The sequence below is a fragment of the Streptomyces sp. Q6 genome, assembly GCF_036967205.1.
GTDB lineage: Bacteria > Actinomycetota > Actinomycetes > Streptomycetales > Streptomycetaceae > Streptomyces > Streptomyces citrinus.
The window spans coordinates 5,652,685-5,670,376 of the sequence record NZ_CP146022.1 but is presented as its reverse complement, the minus strand read 5'-3'; the positions used below and the strand labels follow the sequence as shown (position 1 = coordinate 5,670,376).

The window sequence follows — 17,692 nt, the reverse complement described above, 5'->3', positions numbered from 1 at the left end:
GGACCGCCGGGGGGTGGGTGTCACCGCCACCGGCCCACCTCCACGTTCTCCAGGACCCCGAGCGCGTCGGGCACCAGGACCGCCGCCGAGTAGTAGGTGGTCACCAGGTACGAGATGATCGCCTGCTCGCTGATGCCCATGAACCGCACGGACAGGCTCGGCTCGATCTCGTCCGGGATGCCGGACTGCCGCAGGCCGATGACGCCCTGTTCCTCCTGTCCGGTACGCATGCAGATGATGGACGTGGTCCGCGCGTCCGAGATCGGGATCTTGGCGCACGGGTAGATCGGCACACCGCGCCAGGTCGGGATCCGGTTCCCGCCCACGTCGATGCTCTCGGGCACGAGGCCCCGCTTGTTGCACTCGCGGCCGAACGCGGCGATCGCCTTCGGGTGCGCCAGGAACAGCTTGGAACCACGCCGGCGGCTGAGCAGCTCGTCCATGTCGTCCGGGCTGGGCGCACCGTCGTGCGGCTGCAACCGCTGGTCGTACTCGCAGTTGTTGAGGAGGCCGAACTCCCGGTTGTTGATCAGCTCGTGCTCCTGGCGCTCCTTCAACGCCTCGACGGTCAGCCGGAGCTGGTGCTCCGTCTGGTTCATGGGCTGGTTGTAGAGGTCGGCCACGCGCGTATGGATGCGCAGGACGGTCTGCGCGACGCTCAGTTCGTACTCGCGCGGCGCCGACTCGTAGTCGACGAACGTGCCCGGCAGCACCGCTTCCCCGACGTGGCCGGCGGAGAGGTCGATCTCCCGCTCGCCGTACTTGTTGGCCCGCTGCTCCGGAACCGACCGCAGCCGGTGGAGGTGGTCGCGCAGCGCCTCGGAGCGCTCGGCGATCTGCTCCAGGTCGCGGCGCGGCAGCGTGAGCACCGTGCACGCGGTGACCGCGCGAGCCGTGTACTCCCAGATGCTCTCCGGGTCGAGCAGGGCCTGCTCGCCGAAGTACGCGCCGTCGGCGAGGACGCCGAGCACCGCGTCGTCCCCGTACGGTCCCGCGCCGACCTGCTCCACCCGGCCGTGCGCGAGGAGGTACACCTCGTCCGCCTGGCTGCCGAACGAGGCCAGGACCTCGCCCGCCGCGAACTCGCGCTGCGTACAGCGCTGGGCCAGCTCGCCCAGGACGTCCTGGTCCTCGAAGTCGCGCAGCGCCGGCAGCTCCCCCAGCTCGGCGGGGATGACGCGGACCTGGTCACCCGTCTTCACGAACGTGATGCGGCCGTCCCCGACCGAGTAGCTGAGTCGCCGGTTCACCCGGTACGTGCCGCCCTGCACATCCACCCAGGGCAGCGTCCGCAACAGCCAGCGGGAGCTGATCTCCTGCATCTGCGGCGCGGATTTGGTGGTGGTGGCCAGATTCCGCGCGGCGGATGTGCCGAGGCTCTTCTGCGACCCCGGCTGCTCCGTGCGGACCTCTTCGCCTACCGACATGAATTGCCCTCCCGATCATGAACTGGCCTGCGCCGCCCACCTTTCCAGCACGGAACGTGGTCGCGCCATTACACAAATGAGCGGGAATGGATCAGTGGCGGACGGGGCATGGGCGGCGTTTTTCGAACCCGGTTCGGCGTCCCGAAGCCGGTTTTCGGAACCACCGGCTCCCGGCGCGCGTTGATCGGGAAACGGACGAAACAACAGCGCGGACACCGCAGCAGGACCCACAAGAGGAGACGAACCATGGCTGGCTTTCTGGACCGTGCCAAGGAGCAGGCGCAGCGCGGACTCACGCAGGGCAAGCAGAAGCTGGACGACGTCCAGGCACAGCGCGCCGGTGGTGACCTGCTGAAGAAGCTGGGTGCGGCGTACTACGCGGAGCGCAAGGGGACCGGCAGCCCGCAGGCCACCCAGCAGGCGCTCCAGGCCCTGGAGGCGCACGTCGCGACGAACGGGGACGGGTTCCTCCACAGCTGAGCCCCCCGCACGAAGGCTCCCGCACGGGGCTCTCTGACCTGGTCACCCCTGTCCGGAACGGCTCGCACGGCGTACGAACGAGTAGTGGCCGTAGGGCAGTTCCTGTACAAGCAGCGGTACGAGACGGTGCGCGAACGGCGCTCGTCACTCCCCGCTAAGGAGGCGGCCATGGCCCCACCCATGTCCGCGAGCAGTTTTCTCGCCGCCCTCAAGAACGAGGGCCTGACCGTGGTCGAAGTCGGTGACTGGCGCCACCACAATCGCAACCACAAGGGCGCCTGGGGCCCCCTGAACGGCGTGATGATCCATCACACCGTCACCTCGGGCAGCGAGCGCACGGTCCGTATCTGCCGCGACGGCCACCCGGACCTACCCGGGCCGCTGTGCCACGGCGTCATCACCAAGGACGGCCGGGTGCACCTGGTCGGCTACGGCCGCGCGAACCACGCGGGTCTCGGCGACGACGACGTACTGCGGGCGGTGATCGCGGAGAAGGCGCTGCCGCACGACAACGAGGCGAACACGGACGGCAACAGCCGCTTCTACGGCTTCGAGTGCGAGAACCTCGGCGACGGGCACGACCCGTGGCCGGCGGAGCAGCTCCTGGCCATCGAGAAGGCCGCGGCGGCGATCTGCCGCCACCACGGCTGGACGGAGCGCTCGGTCATCGGCCACCTGGAGTGGCAGCCGGGCAAGGTGGACCCGAAGGGGTTCACGATGGCGGCGATGCGGGAGCGTATCCGCGACCGGCTCAAGTAGCACGGGGCGTTGCGGCGGGCACCCGGACACATGTCCGACAATGGCCGGGTGTCCCGCCCGCCCGTCGCCGCTCCGCGCCCCCGCCTGCCGTCGCCGCTCACCGAGGTCGACGACGACCGCTTCGCGCGCCACGGCGTCCGGCTGTTCCTGAAGCGGGACGACCTGATCCACCCGGACCTGATCGGCAACAAGTGGCGCAAGCTCGCGCCGAACCTCGCCGCCGCGCGGGGCCGCCCCCTCGTGACCTTCGGCGGCGCCTACTCGAACCATCTGCGGGCCACCGCCGCGGCAGGCCGTCTCCTGGACGTTCCCACCCTCGGCATCGTCCGCGGTCACGAGCTCGCCGACCGGCCCCTCAACCCGTCCCTGGCCCGCTGCGCGGCCGACGGCATGCGGCTGCACTTCGTCGACAGATCGACGTATCGACACAAGACGGACCCGGACGCCCTCGCGGCGCTCCTCGACGCCGCCGACGCCCGGGACGCGTATGTGATCCCCGAGGGCGGCAGCAACTCTCTCGCCGTGCAAGGCTGCACGGCCCTCGGCCACGAGCTCGGCGACCTGGCCGACGTCGTGGCGCTCGCCTGCGGGACGGGCGGCACCCTCGCGGGCCTCGCCGCGGGGCTCCCCGCGGGTCGGCGTGCCGTGGGTGTCTCCGTCCTCAAGGGCGGCTTCCTGGATGCGGAGATCCGCGCCTTGCAGGAAGCCGCTTTCGGCGGGCCGCGCGGCAGCTGGCAGGTGGAGGACCGTTTCCATTTCGGCGGCTACGCGCGCGTGCCCGCGGAACTGGCCGCGTTCGCCGAGGATTTCGAACAGCGTCACGGCCTGCCCGTCGAGCGTCTCTACGTCGCCAAGATGCTCTACGCCCTTGTCGCCCTCACGGCCGAAGGCGCCTTCCCGCGGGGCACGCGGCTGGCCGCCGTCGTCACGGGGTCGCCGGGTCCCGACGCTCAGTCGTCGACCTCGCGATAGGCGGCGGCCTCCTCCAGGTCCAGCTTGCGCAGCAGCGTCCGCATCATCTCGTCGTCGATGCGCCGCTCGTCCCGCATCCGTACGAAGACCTCGCGCTCGGCGGCGATCGCCTCGCGCGCGAGCCGCCGGTAGGTGCCGTCGGCGGACTCGCCGGTCACGGGGTTGGGCTGGCCGAGCCGTTCCCACACGGAGTTGCGGCGCCGTTCCAGAACGGTGTGCAGACGGTCCTGGAGGGGCTCTGGCAGGCAGTTGCGCTGGTCCCGCATGAGCTCGTCCACCCGCTCCTCCGCGGCCGTGGAGGCGACGCTCTGCGCCTGCGCCTCGGCGAGCGTCTCGGCCTGCACGTCCCGGCCCGGCAGTTTCAGGTACTTGATGAGCGGCGGCAGCGTGAGCCCTTGGACGACGAGCGTGCCGATGACGGTCGTGAACGTGAGGAAGAGCACCAGATTGCGCCCCGGGAACGGCGTCCCGTCCTCCGTGACGAGCGGGATGGAGAACGCGATCGCCAGCGAGACGACACCCCGCATGCCGGCCCAGCTCACGATCAGCGGCCGTTTCCAGTCGGTCTCGCTCTCGCGCGCCCTGATGCGCGACGACAGACACCACGGCAGATAGGTGGCGGGATACGACCAGACGAAGCGGATCACGACGACGAAGAAGAACACCCCGACGGCGTACCAGACGGCCTGCCCCACGCTGTACTCGCCGAGGTCCTCGACGACGACGCGCAGCTGGAGTCCGATGAGCGCGAAGACGGCCGACTCCAGGATGAACGCGACGACCTTCCACACGGCCGCCTCCTGGAGCCGCGTCTCGAAGTCGACCTGCCAGGAGCGGTGTCCCAGGTAGAGCGCCACGGTCACCACCGCGAGCACTCCGGAGGCGCCTACTTGTTCCGCGGCGGCGTACGCGACGAAGGGGATGAGCAGGGAGAGCGTGTTCTGGAGCACCGCCTCCTTCAGGTGCGTGCGCAGCCAGTGCAGCGGCACCATGAGCAGCAGCCCCACGCCGACCCCGCCGACGGCCGCCACCAAGAACTCCTTGATGCCGCCCGCCCAGCTCGCTCCCTCTCCGACTGCCGCGGCGAGCGCGACCTTGTAGGCGGTGATCGCGGTCGCGTCGTTCACGAGGGACTCGCCCTGGAGGATCGTGGTGATCCGCGAGGGCAGCCCCACCCGCCGCGCGATCGCGGTGGCGGCCACGGCGTCCGGCGGGGCGATCACGGCCCCCAGGACGAGCGCCGCGGTGAGCGGCAGGTCCGGGATCAGCTCGTACGCGAGCCAGCCCACCGCCACGGTGGCGAACAGGACGTAGCCCACCGACAGGAGCGCCACGGGCCGGATGTTCGCCCTCAGGTCGAGGTACGAGCTCTCCAGGGCGGCGGTGTGCAGCAGCGGCGGCAGGATCAGCGGCAGCACGATGTGCGGGTCGAGCGTGTACTCCGGAATGCCCGGCACGTAGGAGGCGGCCAGGCCGATCGCGACAAGGAGGAGTGGCGCCGGAACCGGTGTCCTGCGTGCCGCTCCCGCTACCGCGGCACTCGCCGCGATCAGTCCCACCAGTGGCAATACGTCCATGGCCCGCCTCCCGTCCGGCAGCCCATCGGCACGCCGCGCGTCGTAACCTGGCCATCATGAACGAGTGCCCGCACGTCGACGCGCTGCCGCACCCCGAGCCCGCGCCCCTGAGCGAGACCTGTCTGGAGTGTCTGGCCGTCGGCAGTCACCCTGTGCAACTGCGGCTGTGTCTCGTCTGCGGCCACGTCGGCTGCTGCGACTCCTCGCCGTACAAACACGCGACGGAGCACCACAAGGAGACCGGGCACCCCGTGATGCGCACCTTCGAGCCTGGTGAGAGCTGGCGCTGGTGCTTCGTGGACACGCGCCTGGTCTGATCCGTACCGCCATCGGGGTTCGATCCGTGGGCGCTTGGGTACGTCAACCCGGCGCCCGCTCTTTCCAATTGGGCCCGCACACCCTCTAGCCACTGTCCGTACCCGTAGGCTTACTATGAGTGACAGCACTGGGCCGGGGGTCCCCGGGACAGGAAAGTCGGGCGCGCGGTAGCGTCACCGCGTATATACGTGACGCATCACCCGGGGGAGGACCTCCCGGAGCCCGAAAGTGCTTGTACCACCTTGGAGGTGAGGGTGTCCCAGTTCGCAGGCGAGCCCGGGAATCAGGACTTCGTCGAAGTCCGGCTGCCGGCTGCGGGTGCCTACCTGTCGGTGCTGCGGACGGCCACGGCCGGCCTCGCAGCGCGTTTGGACTTCACCCTCGACGAGATCGAGGACCTGCGCATCGCGGTCGACGAGGCTTGCGCGATCCTGCTCCAGCAGGCCGTCGCGGGCTCCGTGCTCAGCTGCGTGTTCCGCCTCGTCGACGACTCCTTGGAGGTGACGGTCTCCGCGCCGACGACCGACGGCCGGGCACCGGAGCGCGACACGTTCGCGTGGACGGTTCTCTCGGCCCTCGCGGGCCAGGTCGACTCCTCGGTGGCCGACGACAACACGGTGTCGATCAGCCTCTACAAGAAGCGTGGCGCGGGCCCAGGCCCGGCGTGATGAACGGGGACGGTCCGGTGCGGGACGACAAGCGCGGCACACGGGATCTCCCGGCCGACGGCACGGGCGGGATGCGACGGCTCACCACCGGCATCCCCGAACAGCAGGCCAGGCCACACCCTGAAGACACAGCGGACCCGACCTCCGGGGCCGAGCTTCGCGGGACCCCAGGGGGATCGGACGCGCGACGGGCGGGATTGATGAGCGACCACGAGCGACACGGTGAGCAGCAGGGCCGGCACAATCCGCAGGACCGCAGCGGCGCGCGTGCGCTGTTCATCGAGCTGCGCACCCTGAAGGACGGCAGTCCGGAGTACGCGGAGCTGCGCAATCAGCTCGTCCGCATGCACCTGCCCCTCGTCGAGCACCTGGCCCGCCGCTTCCGCAACCGCGGCGAGCCGCTCGACGACCTGACCCAGGTCGCGACGATCGGCCTGATCAAGTCGGTCGACCGTTTCGACCCTGAGCGCGGGGTGGAGTTCTCCACGTACGCGACACCGACGGTCGTCGGCGAGATCAAGCGGCACTTCCGCGACAAGGGCTGGGCGGTGCGTGTGCCGCGTCGGCTCCAGGAGCTGCGGCTCGCCCTGACGACGGCGACGGCCGAGCTGTCCCAGCTGCACGGCCGCTCCCCCACGGTCCACGAGCTGGCCGAGAAGCTGGCCATCTCGGAGGAAGAGGTCCTGGAGGGCCTGGAGTCGGCCAACGCGTACTCCACGCTGTCCCTGGACGTCCCCGACACGGACGACGAGTCCCCGGCGGTCGCCGACACCCTGGGCGCCGAGGACGAGGCGCTCGAGGGCGTCGAGTACCGCGAGTCCCTCAAGCCGCTCCTGGAGGATCTGCCGCCGCGCGAGAAACGCATCCTGCTGCTGCGGTTCTTCGGGAACATGACGCAGTCGCAGATCGCCCAGGAGGTCGGCATCTCGCAGATGCACGTCTCCCGTCTGCTGGCCCGCACGCTGGCCCAGCTCCGGGAGAAGCTCCTCGTCGAGGAGTGACCTCCTGCGACGTACGTACGCACATGAAGGCGCCCGGTGCAGTGATGGCCACTGCACCGGGCGCCTTCTTGTCGCTTCTTGCCCGCCTCTATGAGGCTCACTTGGACTCCTGCGCGCCCCCTGGCGTGCGAATGCCGAGCGCGCGGGTGGTCTGGGGGTTCACGAGCAGCACCAGCGCGGTGATCGCGACCACGGCGAGCACGATCCCGCCGGGGATGGCCAGGCTGTCGGCCTGGAGGAGCGTGTAGGCGACCGGGAGCGCCATGATCTGCGTGATGATCGCGGGGCCGCGGCTCCAGCTCTTGCGGGCGAGCAGTCCGCGCGCGGCGAGCAGCGGCAGCAGCGCGAGCACGAGGAGCGTGACGCCGCCGGTGATGGCCTGCTCCGGGTTGTCGGGAGAGCCCGCGAGACCGGCGATCAGCATGTAGGCGCCGCCCACGGCGAGGGCGGCTCCTTCAAGGCCGGCCAGGGCCGCTGCGGCGGTCAGCCGACCGGGGCGCGGGCCGTCTTCTGCGGAGGTCTCCGGGGCGGGGTTCTGCTCTGAGGTCACCTTTGCAGAGTAGCCTCCGCGCGTCGCTCCCCCTCAGGCCCCGTACCGGCATCCGCCGCCCGCGGCGCTTACCGGAGCCCTACCTCGGTCTGGGCCGGATCAAGGGCGCTAGGTACTCTGCCTTGCATGCGTGCACTTCTCGTGGTCAATCCGGCGGCAACCACCACCAGTGAGCGCACGCGTGATGTGCTGATCCACGCCTTGGCGAGCGAGATGAAGCTCGAGGCGGTCACGACCGAGTACCGCGGCCACGCCCGGGACCTCGGCCGGCAGGCCGCGGAGAGCAAGGACATCGAGCTGGTCGTCGCCCTCGGCGGCGACGGCACGGTCAACGAGGTCGTGAACGGGCTGTTGCACCACGGCCCCGATCTCGACCGGCTGCCCGGCCTCGCGGTCGTCCCCGGCGGCTCCACGAACGTCTTCGCGCGCGCGCTGGGCCTGCCGAACGAGCCCGTGGAGGCCACGGGCCAGCTCCTGGACGCCCTGCGCGAGGGGCGGCAGCGCACGGTCGGCCTGGGCCTCGCCGCGGGCACGGTGGGTACCGAGGACGAAGGCGTCCCGTCCCGCTGGTTCACCTTCAGCGCCGGACTGGGCTTCGACGCGGGGGTGGTCGGCCGCGTGGAGCAGCAGCGGGAACGGGGCAAGCGTTCGACCCATGCCCTGTATGTGCGACAGGTCGTACGCCAGTTCCTCGGGGAGCCCGACCGCCGGCACGGCACGATCACGCTCGAACGGCCGGGCGAGGACCCGGTCACGGATCTGGTCGTCTCCATAATCAGCAACACCTCGCCGTGGACCTTCCTGGGCAACCGGCCGCTGTACCCGACGCCCCAGGCGTCCTTCGACACCGGCCTTGACGTGCTCGGACTCAAGAAACTCTCCACCCCCTCGGTGGCCCGTTACGGCACCCAGCTGCTCGCCTCGACCCCCGAGCGCGGGCCCCACGGGAAGAACGCGGTCACGCTCCATGACCTGACCGACTTCACCTTGCATTCGAAGGCGCCTCTGCCCCTCCAGATGGACGGTGACCACCTGGGGCTGCGGACGAGCGTGACGTTCACAGGCGTACGCCGTGCACTGCGTGTGATTGTGTGAGTGGAAGGGCCCAAAGTCCTTTATCTCGAACGTTTGGGCCAGGCTCCACCCCATGGAAGTACGGCTGTGACCTAGCCGACACCGAGGAATCAAAAAAAACTTTCCAGAAGGGGTTGTATCCGCCGCCGAGGTTTGCGAATCTCTACATGGCGCTCGGGACGGCCCGCAACATCGGCCCCACAGAGAGCCCGAATCCCCTCCTCCAAGCAACGGACCACCGTCGCGTATGTGACGTTCGGCCCTTCACTTGTTGAGGGATTCGTGAAAGCGTTCACATTCACAAGCAACCTGCACGTAATACCAAGGAGAGGTAGCAGCCATGGACTGGCGTCACAACGCCGTTTGCCGCGAGGAAGACCCCGAGCTCTTCTTCCCCATCGGCAACACCGGTCCTGCGCTGCTGCAGATCGAGGAAGCCAAGGCCGTCTGCCGCCGCTGCCCCGTCATGGAGCAGTGCCTGCAGTGGGCGCTCGAGTCCGGCCAGGACTCCGGCGTCTGGGGTGGCCTCAGCGAGGACGAGCGCCGCGCGATGAAGCGCCGCGCCGCTCGCAACCGGGCCCGTCAGGCTTCTGCCTGATTCCCACCCCGTATCGAGCCTGAGCCCGGCGGCGCGTACAGCGAGTACGCATCTCCCGCCCCCGAGCCGCAGCGCGCAGTACCCCCCGATGCTCCCCCAGGCTCAGCCCGGGACATGACCCGAGCAACGCGAGTAATGAGCCCCGGACCGTTCAACGGTCCGGGGCTCACTGCTGTTTGCGTCTGCGCAGTACCGCGAAGCGGCTACTTCTGGGAGCGCACCGGGATGTCGAGGACGACCTGGGTGCCGCGCTCCGGTGCGGGCACCATGTCGAACGTTCCGCCCAACTCGCCCTCCACCAAGGTACGTACGATCTGTAGCCCCAGATTCCCGGAGCGCTTCGGGTCGAAGTTCTCGGGCAGGCCGACGCCGTCGTCCTGGACGGTGATCAGGAGGCGGGCGTCCTTGCTGGTGCCGCCGCGCACCGCCGAGACCTCGACCGTGCCGGTGTCGCCCTGGCGGTAGCCGTGCTCCAGCGCGTTCTGCAACACCTCGGTCAGGACCATGGAGAGCGGGGTCGCCACCTCGGCGTCCAGGATGCCGAAGCGGCCGGTGCGCCGGCCGGTGACCTGGCCCGGTGAGATCTCCGCCACCATGGCGAGCACGCGGTCGGCGATCTCGTCGAACTCCACGCGCTCGTCCAGGTTCTGCGAGAGCGTCTCGTGCACGATCGCGATGGAACCGACCCGCCGCACCGCCTCCTCCAGGGCCTCGCGGCCCCGGTCCGACTCGATGCGCCGCGCCTGGAGGCGAAGGAGCGCGGCGACGGTCTGGAGGTTGTTCTTCACCCGGTGGTGGATCTCCCGGATGGTCGCGTCCTTGGTGATCAACTCCCGCTCTCGGCGGCGCAGTTCGGTCACGTCGCGCAGCAGGACCAGCGAACCGATGCGGGTGCCCTTGGGCTTGAGCGGGATCGCGCGGACCTGGATCGACCCCTCCTCGCCCTCGATCTCGAACTCGCGCGGCGCCCAGCCGCTGGCCACCTTGGAGAGTGCCTCGTCCACCGGGCCGCGGGACGGGGCGAGTTCGGCCGTCGTCGTGCCGAGGTGGTGGCCGACGAGATCGGCGGAGAAACCCAACCGGTGGTAGGCGGACAGCGCGTTGGGCGAGGCGTACTGGACCACACCGTCGGCGTCGAGGCGGATCAGTCCGTCACCCACGCGCGGCGACGCGTCCATGTCGACCTGCTGGTCGGGGAACGGGAAGGAGCCGGCCGCGATCATCTGCGCGAGGTCGGACGCCGACTGCAAATAGGTCAGCTCCAGGCGCGAGGGCGTACGGACGGTGAGCAGGTTCGTATTGCGCGCGATGACGCCGAGGACCCGGCCCTCCCGGCGTACGGGGATGGACTCCACCCGCACCGGAACCTCTTCGCGCCACTCGGGGTCGCCCTCGCGCACGATGCGGCCCTCGTCGAGGGCGGCGTCCAGCATGGGGCGGCGGCCGCGCGGCACGAGGTGGCCGACCATGTCGTCCTGGTAGGACGTGGGTCCGGTGTTCGGACGCATCTGCGCGACGGAGACGTACCGCGTCCCGTCGCGGGTGGGTACCCACAGGACGAGGTCGGCGAAGGAGAGGTCGGAGAGCAACTGCCACTCCGAGACCAGCAGATGGAGCCACTCGAGATCGGAGTCACCGAGAGCGGTGTGCTGGCGTACGAGATCGTTCATGGAGGGCACAAGCCCGAGCGTACCTGTCGGTCGACAGGGCCCCGAATCGACCGGCTTCGCACCTGATCGGTCACCATTGGCCCGGAAAAGACCGACGGGCCGCGGCGCCGGGGGTCGGGACCCTCAACCCTTTCCCTGGCACCGCAGCCCTTCAGGTGCATCGGCTTCCAGGTGTGCGGTCCCGGGGGCCGATCGAGGATCCGGCGCAGTCAGGGCAGAGAGCGACGGGTCCTCTGTTCCATCCTCCTGTGCGGGGAGGACGGAGGTCTCAGTTACGCATTGTGGACTAGACCATTCTCCGATGTCCATGCATCGACGGAGGTTTGTTGTCGTCGCTTCCTCCGACAACCGCGTCCACGGTTACTCCAACGTACGCCCTCACTCACGCGTGCCGGGCCCCGCCGGTTCATTTGCCGGCCAGACCGTCATCGCGACATCGGCCACGGCCTCCAGCTCGGCCCTGCTCGCGCCGTCCCGCGACTGCTGGGACATGCCCTGGAACACGGCGCCGACGAAGCGGGCGAGCGCCGTCGCGTCGGTGTGCCGCGGCAGCTCTCCGGCATCGATGCCCTGGCGTACCCGGTCCTCGATGGCACCGAGGCTGGCGAGGCGCTGATCACGCAGCGTCTGCTCGACCTCGGGCGTCGTGCAGTTCGTCGCGGCGTGGATGACGAGACAGCCGTGCGGGTGGGCGGGGTCGGTGAACTCGTCGGCGGCCTCCCGCAGCAGCCGCTCGACCGCCCCACGCGCCGTGGGCTCCTCGGCCAGGGCGCGGCCGGGCCCTGAGCCGTGCGTGATGCCGTAGACCCGCACGACCTCCTCGAACAGCGAGCGCTTGTCGCCGAAGGCGGCGTACAGGCTCGGGGCGCCGATGCCCATCTCGCGGGTCAGATCGGAGACCGAAGTCGCCTCGTACCCGTTCTCCCAGAAGGCTCGCATGGCCTTCTCCAGGGCGGTCTCCCGATCGAAGGAGCGGGGTCGCCCGCGCTGCTTGGTCGCCATGGGGTGAATTCTATAGCGCCCACTAGAAAACGGGGATGGTGGTGCGCTACGGTCATTTTCATAACGAGCGCTACAGATTTGTGGCCGTGGGTGAGCCGCGGCCATCGCCAAGAGGGGAAGGGGCGACGTCATGGGCGTACTCACGGGCAGGACGGCACTGGTCACGGGCGCGAGCCGGGGCATCGGGCGGGGCATCGCCGAGCGCCTCGGCCGGGACGGGGCACGGGTCGCGGTGCATTACGGGTCGAACGAGGCGGCGGCGAAGGAGACGGTGGCCGCGATCGAGGCGGCGGGCGGATCGGCGTTCGAGATCCGGGCGGATCTCGCGGAGCCGGGCGCGGCGCAGGGATTGTGGGAGGAGTTCGAGGCGCGGGCCGACGGGCTGGACATCCTGGTGAACAACGCGGGGATCGGGACGTCGAGCGCCTTCGCGGAGATCGAGGAGGCGGAGTTCGACCGGCTCTTCACGGTCAACACCAAGGCCCCGTTCTTCCTGGCCCAGCTCGCGGCCCCGCGGCTGCGCGAGGGGGGCCGGATCATCAACATCTCGTCCGGCGTCACCCGCACCACACTTCTCCCCGACCTCATGCCGTACGCGATGACGAAAAGCGCGCTCGACGTGTTCACCCGCTATCTGGCCCGGGTCCTCGGGCCGCGCGGCATCACGGCGAACACGGTGGCCCCGGGAATCGTCGACACGGATGTGAACGCGGAATGGCTGCGGGCGAGCGACGAGGCGTGGGCCGGCGCCGCCGCCTTCTCGGTCCTGGGCAAGGTGGGGACACCGGCGGAGATAGCCGACGTGGTGGCGTTCCTGGCGTCGCCGGACGGACGGTGGGTGACGGGGCAGTGGGTCGACGCGACGGGAGGTTCGCTGGTCTGAGGGTCCCGCGGGCGTAGGTGCTCGGCCGCACCCCCACCCCCGCGCTTCGGCGCTACCGCGTCTCCGTCACCTTCGCGAGCGCGCGCGGGGCGTCCGGGTCCTGACCGCGCGCGATGGTGACCTCGTACGCGAGCAGTTGCAGCGGCAGGATCTCCAGGACGGGCTGCACCTCTTCCGCGACTCCGGCGGTCGGCAGCACGAAGCCTGCCGAGGCGGCGTCCACCTGGGCCTCGGGGCCTACCACCATGAGGTCGGCGCCGCGCCCGCGCAGCCGGTCGAGCACGGGTTGCAGGGCCAGGCCGCCCCTGCCGTCGGTGACCACGGCGATGACCGGGGAGATGTTGTCGACCATGGCGAGCGGCCCGTGCAGCAGGTCGGCGCCCGAGTAGGACAGGGCGGGGATATAGCTGGTCTCCATCAGTTTCAGCGCCGCTTCCTTGGCGGTCGGATAGCCGTAACCACGGGAGGTGATGACCATGCGCTCGGCGAAGCGGTAGCGGGAGGCGAGCGTGCGGACCTCGTCGTCGCGGGCGATCAGTTCGGCCGCGAGATCGGGCAGGACGGCGGCGGCGGAGCCTTCGCCGCCGCGCAGCCCCTCGACGAAGAGGTACAGGGCGAGCAGGGACGCGGTGTACGTCTTGGTCGCGGGAAGGGCCTTCTCCGGTCCCGCCATGATGTCGATGTGGTGCTCGGAGACGGCTGCCAGCGGGGAGTCCGGGTTGTTGGTCACGGCCAGGGTGATCGCGCCGGCCTCGCGGGCGGCCTTCGTCGAGGCGACCAGGTCGGGTGAGCCTCCGGACTGGCTGACGGTGATGACGAGGACATCGCGCAGATCGGGGCGGGCGCCGTAGGCCGTCGTGGTGGACATCGAGGCGAGACCGCAGGGCAGACCGAGCTGGATCTCCAGGAGGTACTTGGCGTAGAGAGCGGCGTTGTCCGAGGTGCCGCGTGCGGTGAGGAGGACGAAGCGCGGGGCGCGGGCGGCGACCTGGCGGGCGACCTCCTGGATGCGCGGGGCGCCGGAGTCGAGGAGGCGGCGCAGGACGTCGGGCTGTTCACGGATCTCGCGGAACATGATCCGCCCGGGCCGTTCCTCCCCCGGCACCTCCGACGAGCCCTGCGGCAGGTCCGACGTCCGGCCCGACGTCCGGTCCGGCGACGGGTGCCGCGGGTCGGCCTGCGGGTCGGGGACGGATGGCGTGGCGGTCATGCGAGCACCTCCGGTGGGGTGTGTGGCGGGCCCGGCGCGGGAGGGGCGGGGCCGGGGCGCGGCGATCCGGACACCTTCCACTGTGGCCGCACCGCGTCGGCTTCGCCCAGTGGACGGGGGCGGCGCCATGGTCGAAGCGGGGGTCAGGGGGCGGGAGGGCGCGCGGGCAGGACAGGTCCGCCCCGCGACTCCGTGCCGTGACTCCCGCACCGCGACTCCCCTACCGCGACTCCCACCCCGCCACTTCCGGCCCGCGCCCCTGGCCCTGGCCGTGGCCCTGGCCCCGGCCCCGGCCCCGGCCCCGGCCCTGGCTCTGGCTCTGGCTCTGGCTCTGGCTCTGGCTCTGGCTCTGGCTCTGGACACGCTCTGCCGCCCGACCGCTGGTCACGCCCCGCGGCCGAGCCCTGGTCACCCCATGCCCCTGGCCCTGATCGCGCCCTGCGGCCGAGCTCTGGTCACGCCCCGCCACCCAAGCCCTCGCCACACCCCGCTGACCCGCACAGCCCGCCGCCCCCGCCGCTCCCCCAACATGTCGCCCCCGCCGCTCTCCCAACATGCCGACCCCGCCGCTCTCCCAACATGCCGACCCCCCGTTCAGCGTCGAGCATGGACGGAGTGGACCGCATGGGACGGACCCTCCGGATGGACCCACGGGATGGACCCACGACAGAGACGGGGTGGGGGCGTGGAGGGCCTGACCGGGAGGGTCACGCTCTGCTAGATTGGTCTATACCACACGTTCCCTTCCAGTCCCCTCTGACCAGAAACGGCAGGCCCAGCGTGGAAGTTGTGATCGTTCCGGACGCCAAGGCAGGTGGCGAGCTGATCGCCGAGGCCATGGCCCAGCTGCTGCGGCGCAAGCCCGACGCGTTGCTCGGTGTGGCCACCGGCTCGACCCCGCTGCCCATCTACCAGGCCCTGACGGCCAAGGTGCGCGCCGGTGAGGTCGACGCTTCGGCGGCGCGTATCGCCCAGCTCGACGAGTACGTGGGGCTGCCGACCGGGCACCCCGAGTCGTACCGGGCGACCGTGCTGCGGGAGGTCGTGGAGCCGCTCGGGCTGAGCGAGGCGGCGTTCATGGGGCCGGACGGGAGCGCCGAGGACGTGCAGGCGGCCTGCGTGGAGTACGACCAGGCGCTGGCCTCGGCCGGTGGTGTCGATCTCCAGTTGCTCGGAATCGGGACCGACGGGCACATCGGGTTCAACGAGCCGTGCTCGTCGATCGCGTCGCGGACCCGGATCAAGACGCTGACCGAGCAGACCATCACGGACAACGCGCGGTTCTTCGACGGTGACCTGAGCCAGGTGCCGCGGCATGTCATCACGCAGGGCATCGGGACGATCCTCGAAGCCCGTCACCTGGTGCTGCTCGCGACGGGCGAGGGCAAGGCGGACGCCGTGGCCGCGACCGTGGAGGGGCCTGTCGCCGCGGTGGTGCCGGCGTCGGCGTTGCAGCTGCACCCGCACGCGACCGTCGTCGTCGACGAGGCCGCCGCGTCCAAGCTGAAGCTGGCCGACTACTTCCGGCACACGTACGCCAACAAGCCGGAGTGGCAGGGCCTGTAGGCGGCCCGGGGGTCGTAGGCGACCACAGGGCTGTTGGACCGAGGGGCCGTAAGGCCGAGGGACGGTAGCCGGGCGGCTTCCGACTCCGGGCGCCCGCCCCGACGCCGGGCGGCCTCCCACTCCGGGCGGCCTCCCACTCCGGGCGCCCGCCTCACCCCAGCCCCCCATCCCGCTCCCCGCACCCCCGCTCCCACCCCCGCTCCCCGCTCCCGCCGCGACACGCAAAGTGCCGGTCACCCCCGCCCGGGGTGACCGGCACCAGTCATAAGCGCTGTCAGCAGTCAGCGGCCATCAGTCACGACCAGCCGTCACGATCAGCGGCCATCAGTCACGACCAGCCGTCACGATCAGCCGTCACCAACAGCGGCCATCAGTCCGATCAGCGGCCGGCGATCAGGTTGCGACGATGACCTCCGCCGCCGCGACGCCGCAGACTCGGGCCGCTCCGTGGGTGGCGATGTGCAGGGCGCCGCGCGGCGGGGCCTGCGGGACGCCCATCTCGACGACGACCGTGTCGGGGCGGGCCGCGAGGAGGGCGTCGAGCGCCGAGGACATCCAGGTGTGGCGGTGTTCGTCGCGGACCACGGCGACGACGCGCCGGTCGCCCGCCGCGGCCAGGGCGGCGGTGCCCGCGTCCGGGCCCGTGTAGGAACCGGTGGTGGTGCCGGGCAGGAGGCGTTCGAGTTCGGCGGCGACGCCCCACGGGGTCTCGTCGCCGACGGCGATGTTGGCCACCGGGGAGAAGGCCGCGACGTGGACGGGGCCGGTGACCCGCGCGGTGTCGTCGCCGCGCGTCACCCGGATCGCGCGGCGTGCGGCGACCAGGCCGACCTCGGTGTCCGCCGTGCCTGCCGTCGCCGCACCCCCGCCGCGCCCCCGACGCGGCGCGCGGCGCGGCCGTCCACGCGGCGAGTTCCCGTACCCGGGTGGCGGCGTCCGCGAGCCGTTCCTCGGCGAGGTCGCCGGCGCGCACGGCGGTGACGAGCGCGTCGCGCAGCCGCAGCACCGTGTCGTCGTCGGCGAGGCCGCCGCCCACGCAGATGGCGTCGGCTCCGGCGGCGATGGCGAGGACGCTGCCGCGTTCGATCCCGTAGGTCGCGGAGATGGCCTGCATCTCCATGCCGTCGGTGACGATCAGGCCGTCGTAGCCGAGTTCCTCGCGAAGCAGGCCGGTGAGGATGCGGCGGGAGAGCGTCGCCGGGCGGTCCGGGTCGAGCGCCGGGACCAGGATGTGCGCGCTCATGACGGCCCGGCTGCCCGCGGCGATCGCCGCGCGGAACGGGGCGAGGTCGCGGGCGTGCAGCACGTCGAGGCCGACGTCGATGCGGGGCATGTCGTGGTGCGAGTCGACGCCCGTGTCGCCGTGCCCGGGGAAGTGCTTGGTGCAGGCGGCGACGCCCGCGGACTGCATCCCTTCGACGTAGGCGGCGGTGTGCCGGGCCACCAGTGCGGTGTCCGCGCCGAAGGACCGTACGCCGATCACCGGGTTGTCCGGGTTGGCGTTGACGTCCGCCGACGGCGCCCAGTTGAGGTTGACGCCGCACTGGGCGAGCCGGCGGCCCAGCTCGAAGGCGACGTCCCTCGTGAGCTGGACGTCGTCGACCGCGCCGAGCGCGTGGTTGCCGGGGAACGAGGAGCCCGTACGGACTTCGAGGCGGGTGACGTCGCCGCCCTCCTCGTCGATCGCGACCAGGATGTCGTCGCGCTCGGCCCTCAACTGTGCGGTGAGGGCTGCCAGTTGGTCCGGCGAGGCGATGTTGCGGCCGAACAGGCCCACCGAGGCGAGTCCCTCCCCCAGGCGCCGCAGCAGCCAGTCGGGGGCGGTCGTGCCGGTGAAGCCGGGCTGGAGGACCGTCAGGGCGTCCCGGGTCAGTCCGTCCTGCGCGGAGGACGCTGTCGTGCCGCGTGCGAGTGTCGACCGTTGAGTCATCGGGGTG

16 protein-coding genes and 1 pseudogene are annotated in these 17,692 nt (G+C 70.9%); 10 read left to right on the top strand and 7 right to left on the bottom strand.

Features of this window, described 5'->3' with window-relative positions:
- Positions 1-20 precede the first annotated feature (20 nt).
- On the bottom strand, positions 21-1,427 hold the full coding sequence (locus V2W30_RS26475; RefSeq protein WP_338700340.1) for a family 2B encapsulin nanocompartment shell protein: 1,407 nt from the start codon (positions 1,425-1,427) through the stop codon (positions 21-23).
- A 246-nt stretch (positions 1,428-1,673) separates the two neighbouring features.
- Between V2W30_RS26475 and V2W30_RS26470 the strand changes: the two genes are divergently transcribed.
- The 3 genes from V2W30_RS26470 (at position 1,674) to V2W30_RS26460 (ending at position 3,638) form a co-directional block, all read left to right on the top strand.
- Positions 1,674-1,907: a hypothetical protein gene (locus V2W30_RS26470; RefSeq protein WP_338700339.1), complete on the top strand. Its 234-nt coding sequence runs from the start codon at positions 1,674-1,676 to the stop codon at positions 1,905-1,907.
- A 168-nt stretch (positions 1,908-2,075) separates the two neighbouring features.
- On the top strand, positions 2,076-2,666 hold the full coding sequence (locus tag V2W30_RS26465; protein WP_338700337.1) for an N-acetylmuramoyl-L-alanine amidase: 591 nt from the start codon (positions 2,076-2,078) through the stop codon (positions 2,664-2,666).
- 30 nt (positions 2,667-2,696) lie between these two features.
- Positions 2,697-3,638, top strand: a complete 942-nt coding sequence (locus tag V2W30_RS26460) for a 1-aminocyclopropane-1-carboxylate deaminase/D-cysteine desulfhydrase (RefSeq protein WP_338700335.1) — start codon at positions 2,697-2,699, stop codon at positions 3,636-3,638.
- Here V2W30_RS26460 and V2W30_RS26455 read toward each other — a convergent pair.
- Entirely contained in the window at positions 3,617-5,215 is a 1,599-nt protein-coding gene (locus V2W30_RS26455) for a Na+/H+ antiporter (RefSeq protein ID WP_338700333.1), read from the bottom strand. The two genes, V2W30_RS26460 and V2W30_RS26455, sit on opposite strands and share 22 nt — an antisense overlap.
- Positions 5,216-5,271: 56 nt before the next feature.
- Between V2W30_RS26455 and V2W30_RS26450 the strand changes: the two genes are divergently transcribed.
- The 3 genes from V2W30_RS26450 to V2W30_RS26440 all read left to right on the top strand — a co-directional run bounded on the left by V2W30_RS26450 (position 5,272) and on the right by V2W30_RS26440 (position 7,202).
- A complete protein-coding gene (locus V2W30_RS26450) occupies positions 5,272-5,532 on the top strand; it encodes a UBP-type zinc finger domain-containing protein (RefSeq protein ID WP_338700331.1) in 261 nt (86 codons plus the stop codon).
- 255 nt (positions 5,533-5,787) lie between these two features.
- A complete protein-coding gene (locus tag V2W30_RS26445; protein ID WP_338700329.1) occupies positions 5,788-6,201 on the top strand; it encodes an anti-sigma regulatory factor in 414 nt (137 codons plus the stop codon).
- A 17-nt stretch (positions 6,202-6,218) separates the two neighbouring features.
- Positions 6,219-7,202 carry an RNA polymerase sigma factor SigF gene (locus V2W30_RS26440; RefSeq protein ID WP_425244701.1) on the top strand — a complete coding sequence of 328 codons (984 nt, stop codon included), beginning with the start codon at positions 6,219-6,221 and terminating at the stop codon, positions 7,200-7,202.
- A gap of 97 nt (positions 7,203-7,299) precedes the next feature.
- Here V2W30_RS26440 and V2W30_RS26435 read toward each other — a convergent pair whose 3' ends face one another.
- Positions 7,300-7,752, bottom strand: coding sequence for a hypothetical protein (locus tag V2W30_RS26435; protein ID WP_338700327.1), 453 nt, complete (start codon positions 7,750-7,752; stop codon positions 7,300-7,302).
- Positions 7,753-7,878: 126 nt separating this feature from the next.
- Here V2W30_RS26435 and V2W30_RS26430 point away from each other — a divergent pair, with 126 nt between their 5' ends.
- Together V2W30_RS26430 and V2W30_RS26425 are read left to right on the top strand one after the other, a co-directional pair.
- Complete coding sequence (locus V2W30_RS26430) at positions 7,879-8,847, top strand: diacylglycerol/lipid kinase family protein (protein ID WP_338700326.1); 969 nt, start codon at positions 7,879-7,881, stop codon at positions 8,845-8,847.
- 319 nt (positions 8,848-9,166) lie between these two features.
- On the top strand, positions 9,167-9,424 hold the full coding sequence (locus tag V2W30_RS26425) for a WhiB family transcriptional regulator (RefSeq protein ID WP_016639615.1): 258 nt from the start codon (positions 9,167-9,169) through the stop codon (positions 9,422-9,424).
- A 203-nt stretch (positions 9,425-9,627) separates the two neighbouring features.
- Here V2W30_RS26425 and V2W30_RS26420 read toward each other — a convergent pair whose 3' ends face one another.
- Both V2W30_RS26420 and V2W30_RS26415 read right to left on the bottom strand, forming a co-directional pair.
- Positions 9,628-11,094, bottom strand: a complete 1,467-nt coding sequence (locus V2W30_RS26420; protein WP_338703767.1) for a PAS domain-containing sensor histidine kinase — start codon at positions 11,092-11,094, stop codon at positions 9,628-9,630.
- Between the two features lie 378 nt (positions 11,095-11,472).
- A complete protein-coding gene (locus V2W30_RS26415; protein WP_338700325.1) occupies positions 11,473-12,096 on the bottom strand; it encodes a TetR/AcrR family transcriptional regulator in 624 nt (207 codons plus the stop codon).
- 130 nt (positions 12,097-12,226) lie between these two features.
- On the opposite strand from V2W30_RS26415, the gene V2W30_RS26410 reads away from it, so the two are divergent.
- The gene (locus tag V2W30_RS26410; protein WP_338700324.1) at positions 12,227-12,979 is read left to right on the top strand and encodes an SDR family oxidoreductase; all 753 of its coding nucleotides are present in this window, start codon (positions 12,227-12,229) and stop codon (positions 12,977-12,979) included.
- A 52-nt stretch (positions 12,980-13,031) separates the two neighbouring features.
- Here the strand turns inward: V2W30_RS26410 and V2W30_RS26405 are convergent, their stop codons facing one another.
- Positions 13,032-14,054, bottom strand: coding sequence for an SIS domain-containing protein (locus V2W30_RS26405; RefSeq protein ID WP_338703765.1), 1,023 nt, complete (start codon positions 14,052-14,054; stop codon positions 13,032-13,034).
- Between the two features lie 915 nt (positions 14,055-14,969).
- On the opposite strand from V2W30_RS26405, the gene nagB reads away from it, so the two are divergent.
- Positions 14,970-15,755, top strand: coding sequence for a glucosamine-6-phosphate deaminase (nagB, locus tag V2W30_RS26400; RefSeq protein ID WP_338700322.1), 786 nt, complete (start codon positions 14,970-14,972; stop codon positions 15,753-15,755).
- Positions 15,756-16,148: 393 nt separating this feature from the next.
- Here nagB and V2W30_RS26395 read toward each other — a convergent pair.
- A pseudogene (locus tag V2W30_RS26395) lies at positions 16,149-17,685 on the bottom strand (glycoside hydrolase family 3 protein).
- Positions 17,686-17,692 lie beyond the last annotated feature (7 nt).

Excerpts from the sequence above, each read along its gene's own strand:
- V2W30_RS26475 (WP_338700340.1), bottom strand. The coding sequence starts at position 1,427 with ATGTCGGTAGGCGAAGAGGTCCGCACGGAGCAGCCGGGGTCGCAGAAG.
- V2W30_RS26470 (WP_338700339.1), top strand. The coding sequence starts at position 1,674 with ATGGCTGGCTTTCTGGACCGTGCCAAGGAGCAGGCGCAGCGCGGACTC.
- V2W30_RS26465 (WP_338700337.1), top strand. The coding sequence starts at position 2,076 with ATGGCCCCACCCATGTCCGCGAGCAGTTTTCTCGCCGCCCTCAAGAAC.
- V2W30_RS26460 (WP_338700335.1), top strand. The coding sequence starts at position 2,697 with ATGTCCGACAATGGCCGGGTGTCCCGCCCGCCCGTCGCCGCTCCGCGC.
- V2W30_RS26455 (WP_338700333.1), bottom strand. The coding sequence starts at position 5,215 with ATGGACGTATTGCCACTGGTGGGACTGATCGCGGCGAGTGCCGCGGTA.
- V2W30_RS26450 (WP_338700331.1), top strand. The coding sequence starts at position 5,272 with ATGAACGAGTGCCCGCACGTCGACGCGCTGCCGCACCCCGAGCCCGCG.
- V2W30_RS26430 (WP_338700326.1), top strand. The coding sequence starts at position 7,879 with ATGCGTGCACTTCTCGTGGTCAATCCGGCGGCAACCACCACCAGTGAG.
- V2W30_RS26425 (WP_016639615.1), top strand. The coding sequence starts at position 9,167 with ATGGACTGGCGTCACAACGCCGTTTGCCGCGAGGAAGACCCCGAGCTC.
- V2W30_RS26420 (WP_338703767.1), bottom strand. The coding sequence starts at position 11,094 with ATGAACGATCTCGTACGCCAGCACACCGCTCTCGGTGACTCCGATCTC.
- V2W30_RS26415 (WP_338700325.1), bottom strand. The coding sequence starts at position 12,096 with ATGGCGACCAAGCAGCGCGGGCGACCCCGCTCCTTCGATCGGGAGACC.
- V2W30_RS26410 (WP_338700324.1), top strand. The coding sequence starts at position 12,227 with ATGGGCGTACTCACGGGCAGGACGGCACTGGTCACGGGCGCGAGCCGG.
- V2W30_RS26405 (WP_338703765.1), bottom strand. The coding sequence starts at position 14,054 with ATGTTCCGCGAGATCCGTGAACAGCCCGACGTCCTGCGCCGCCTCCTC.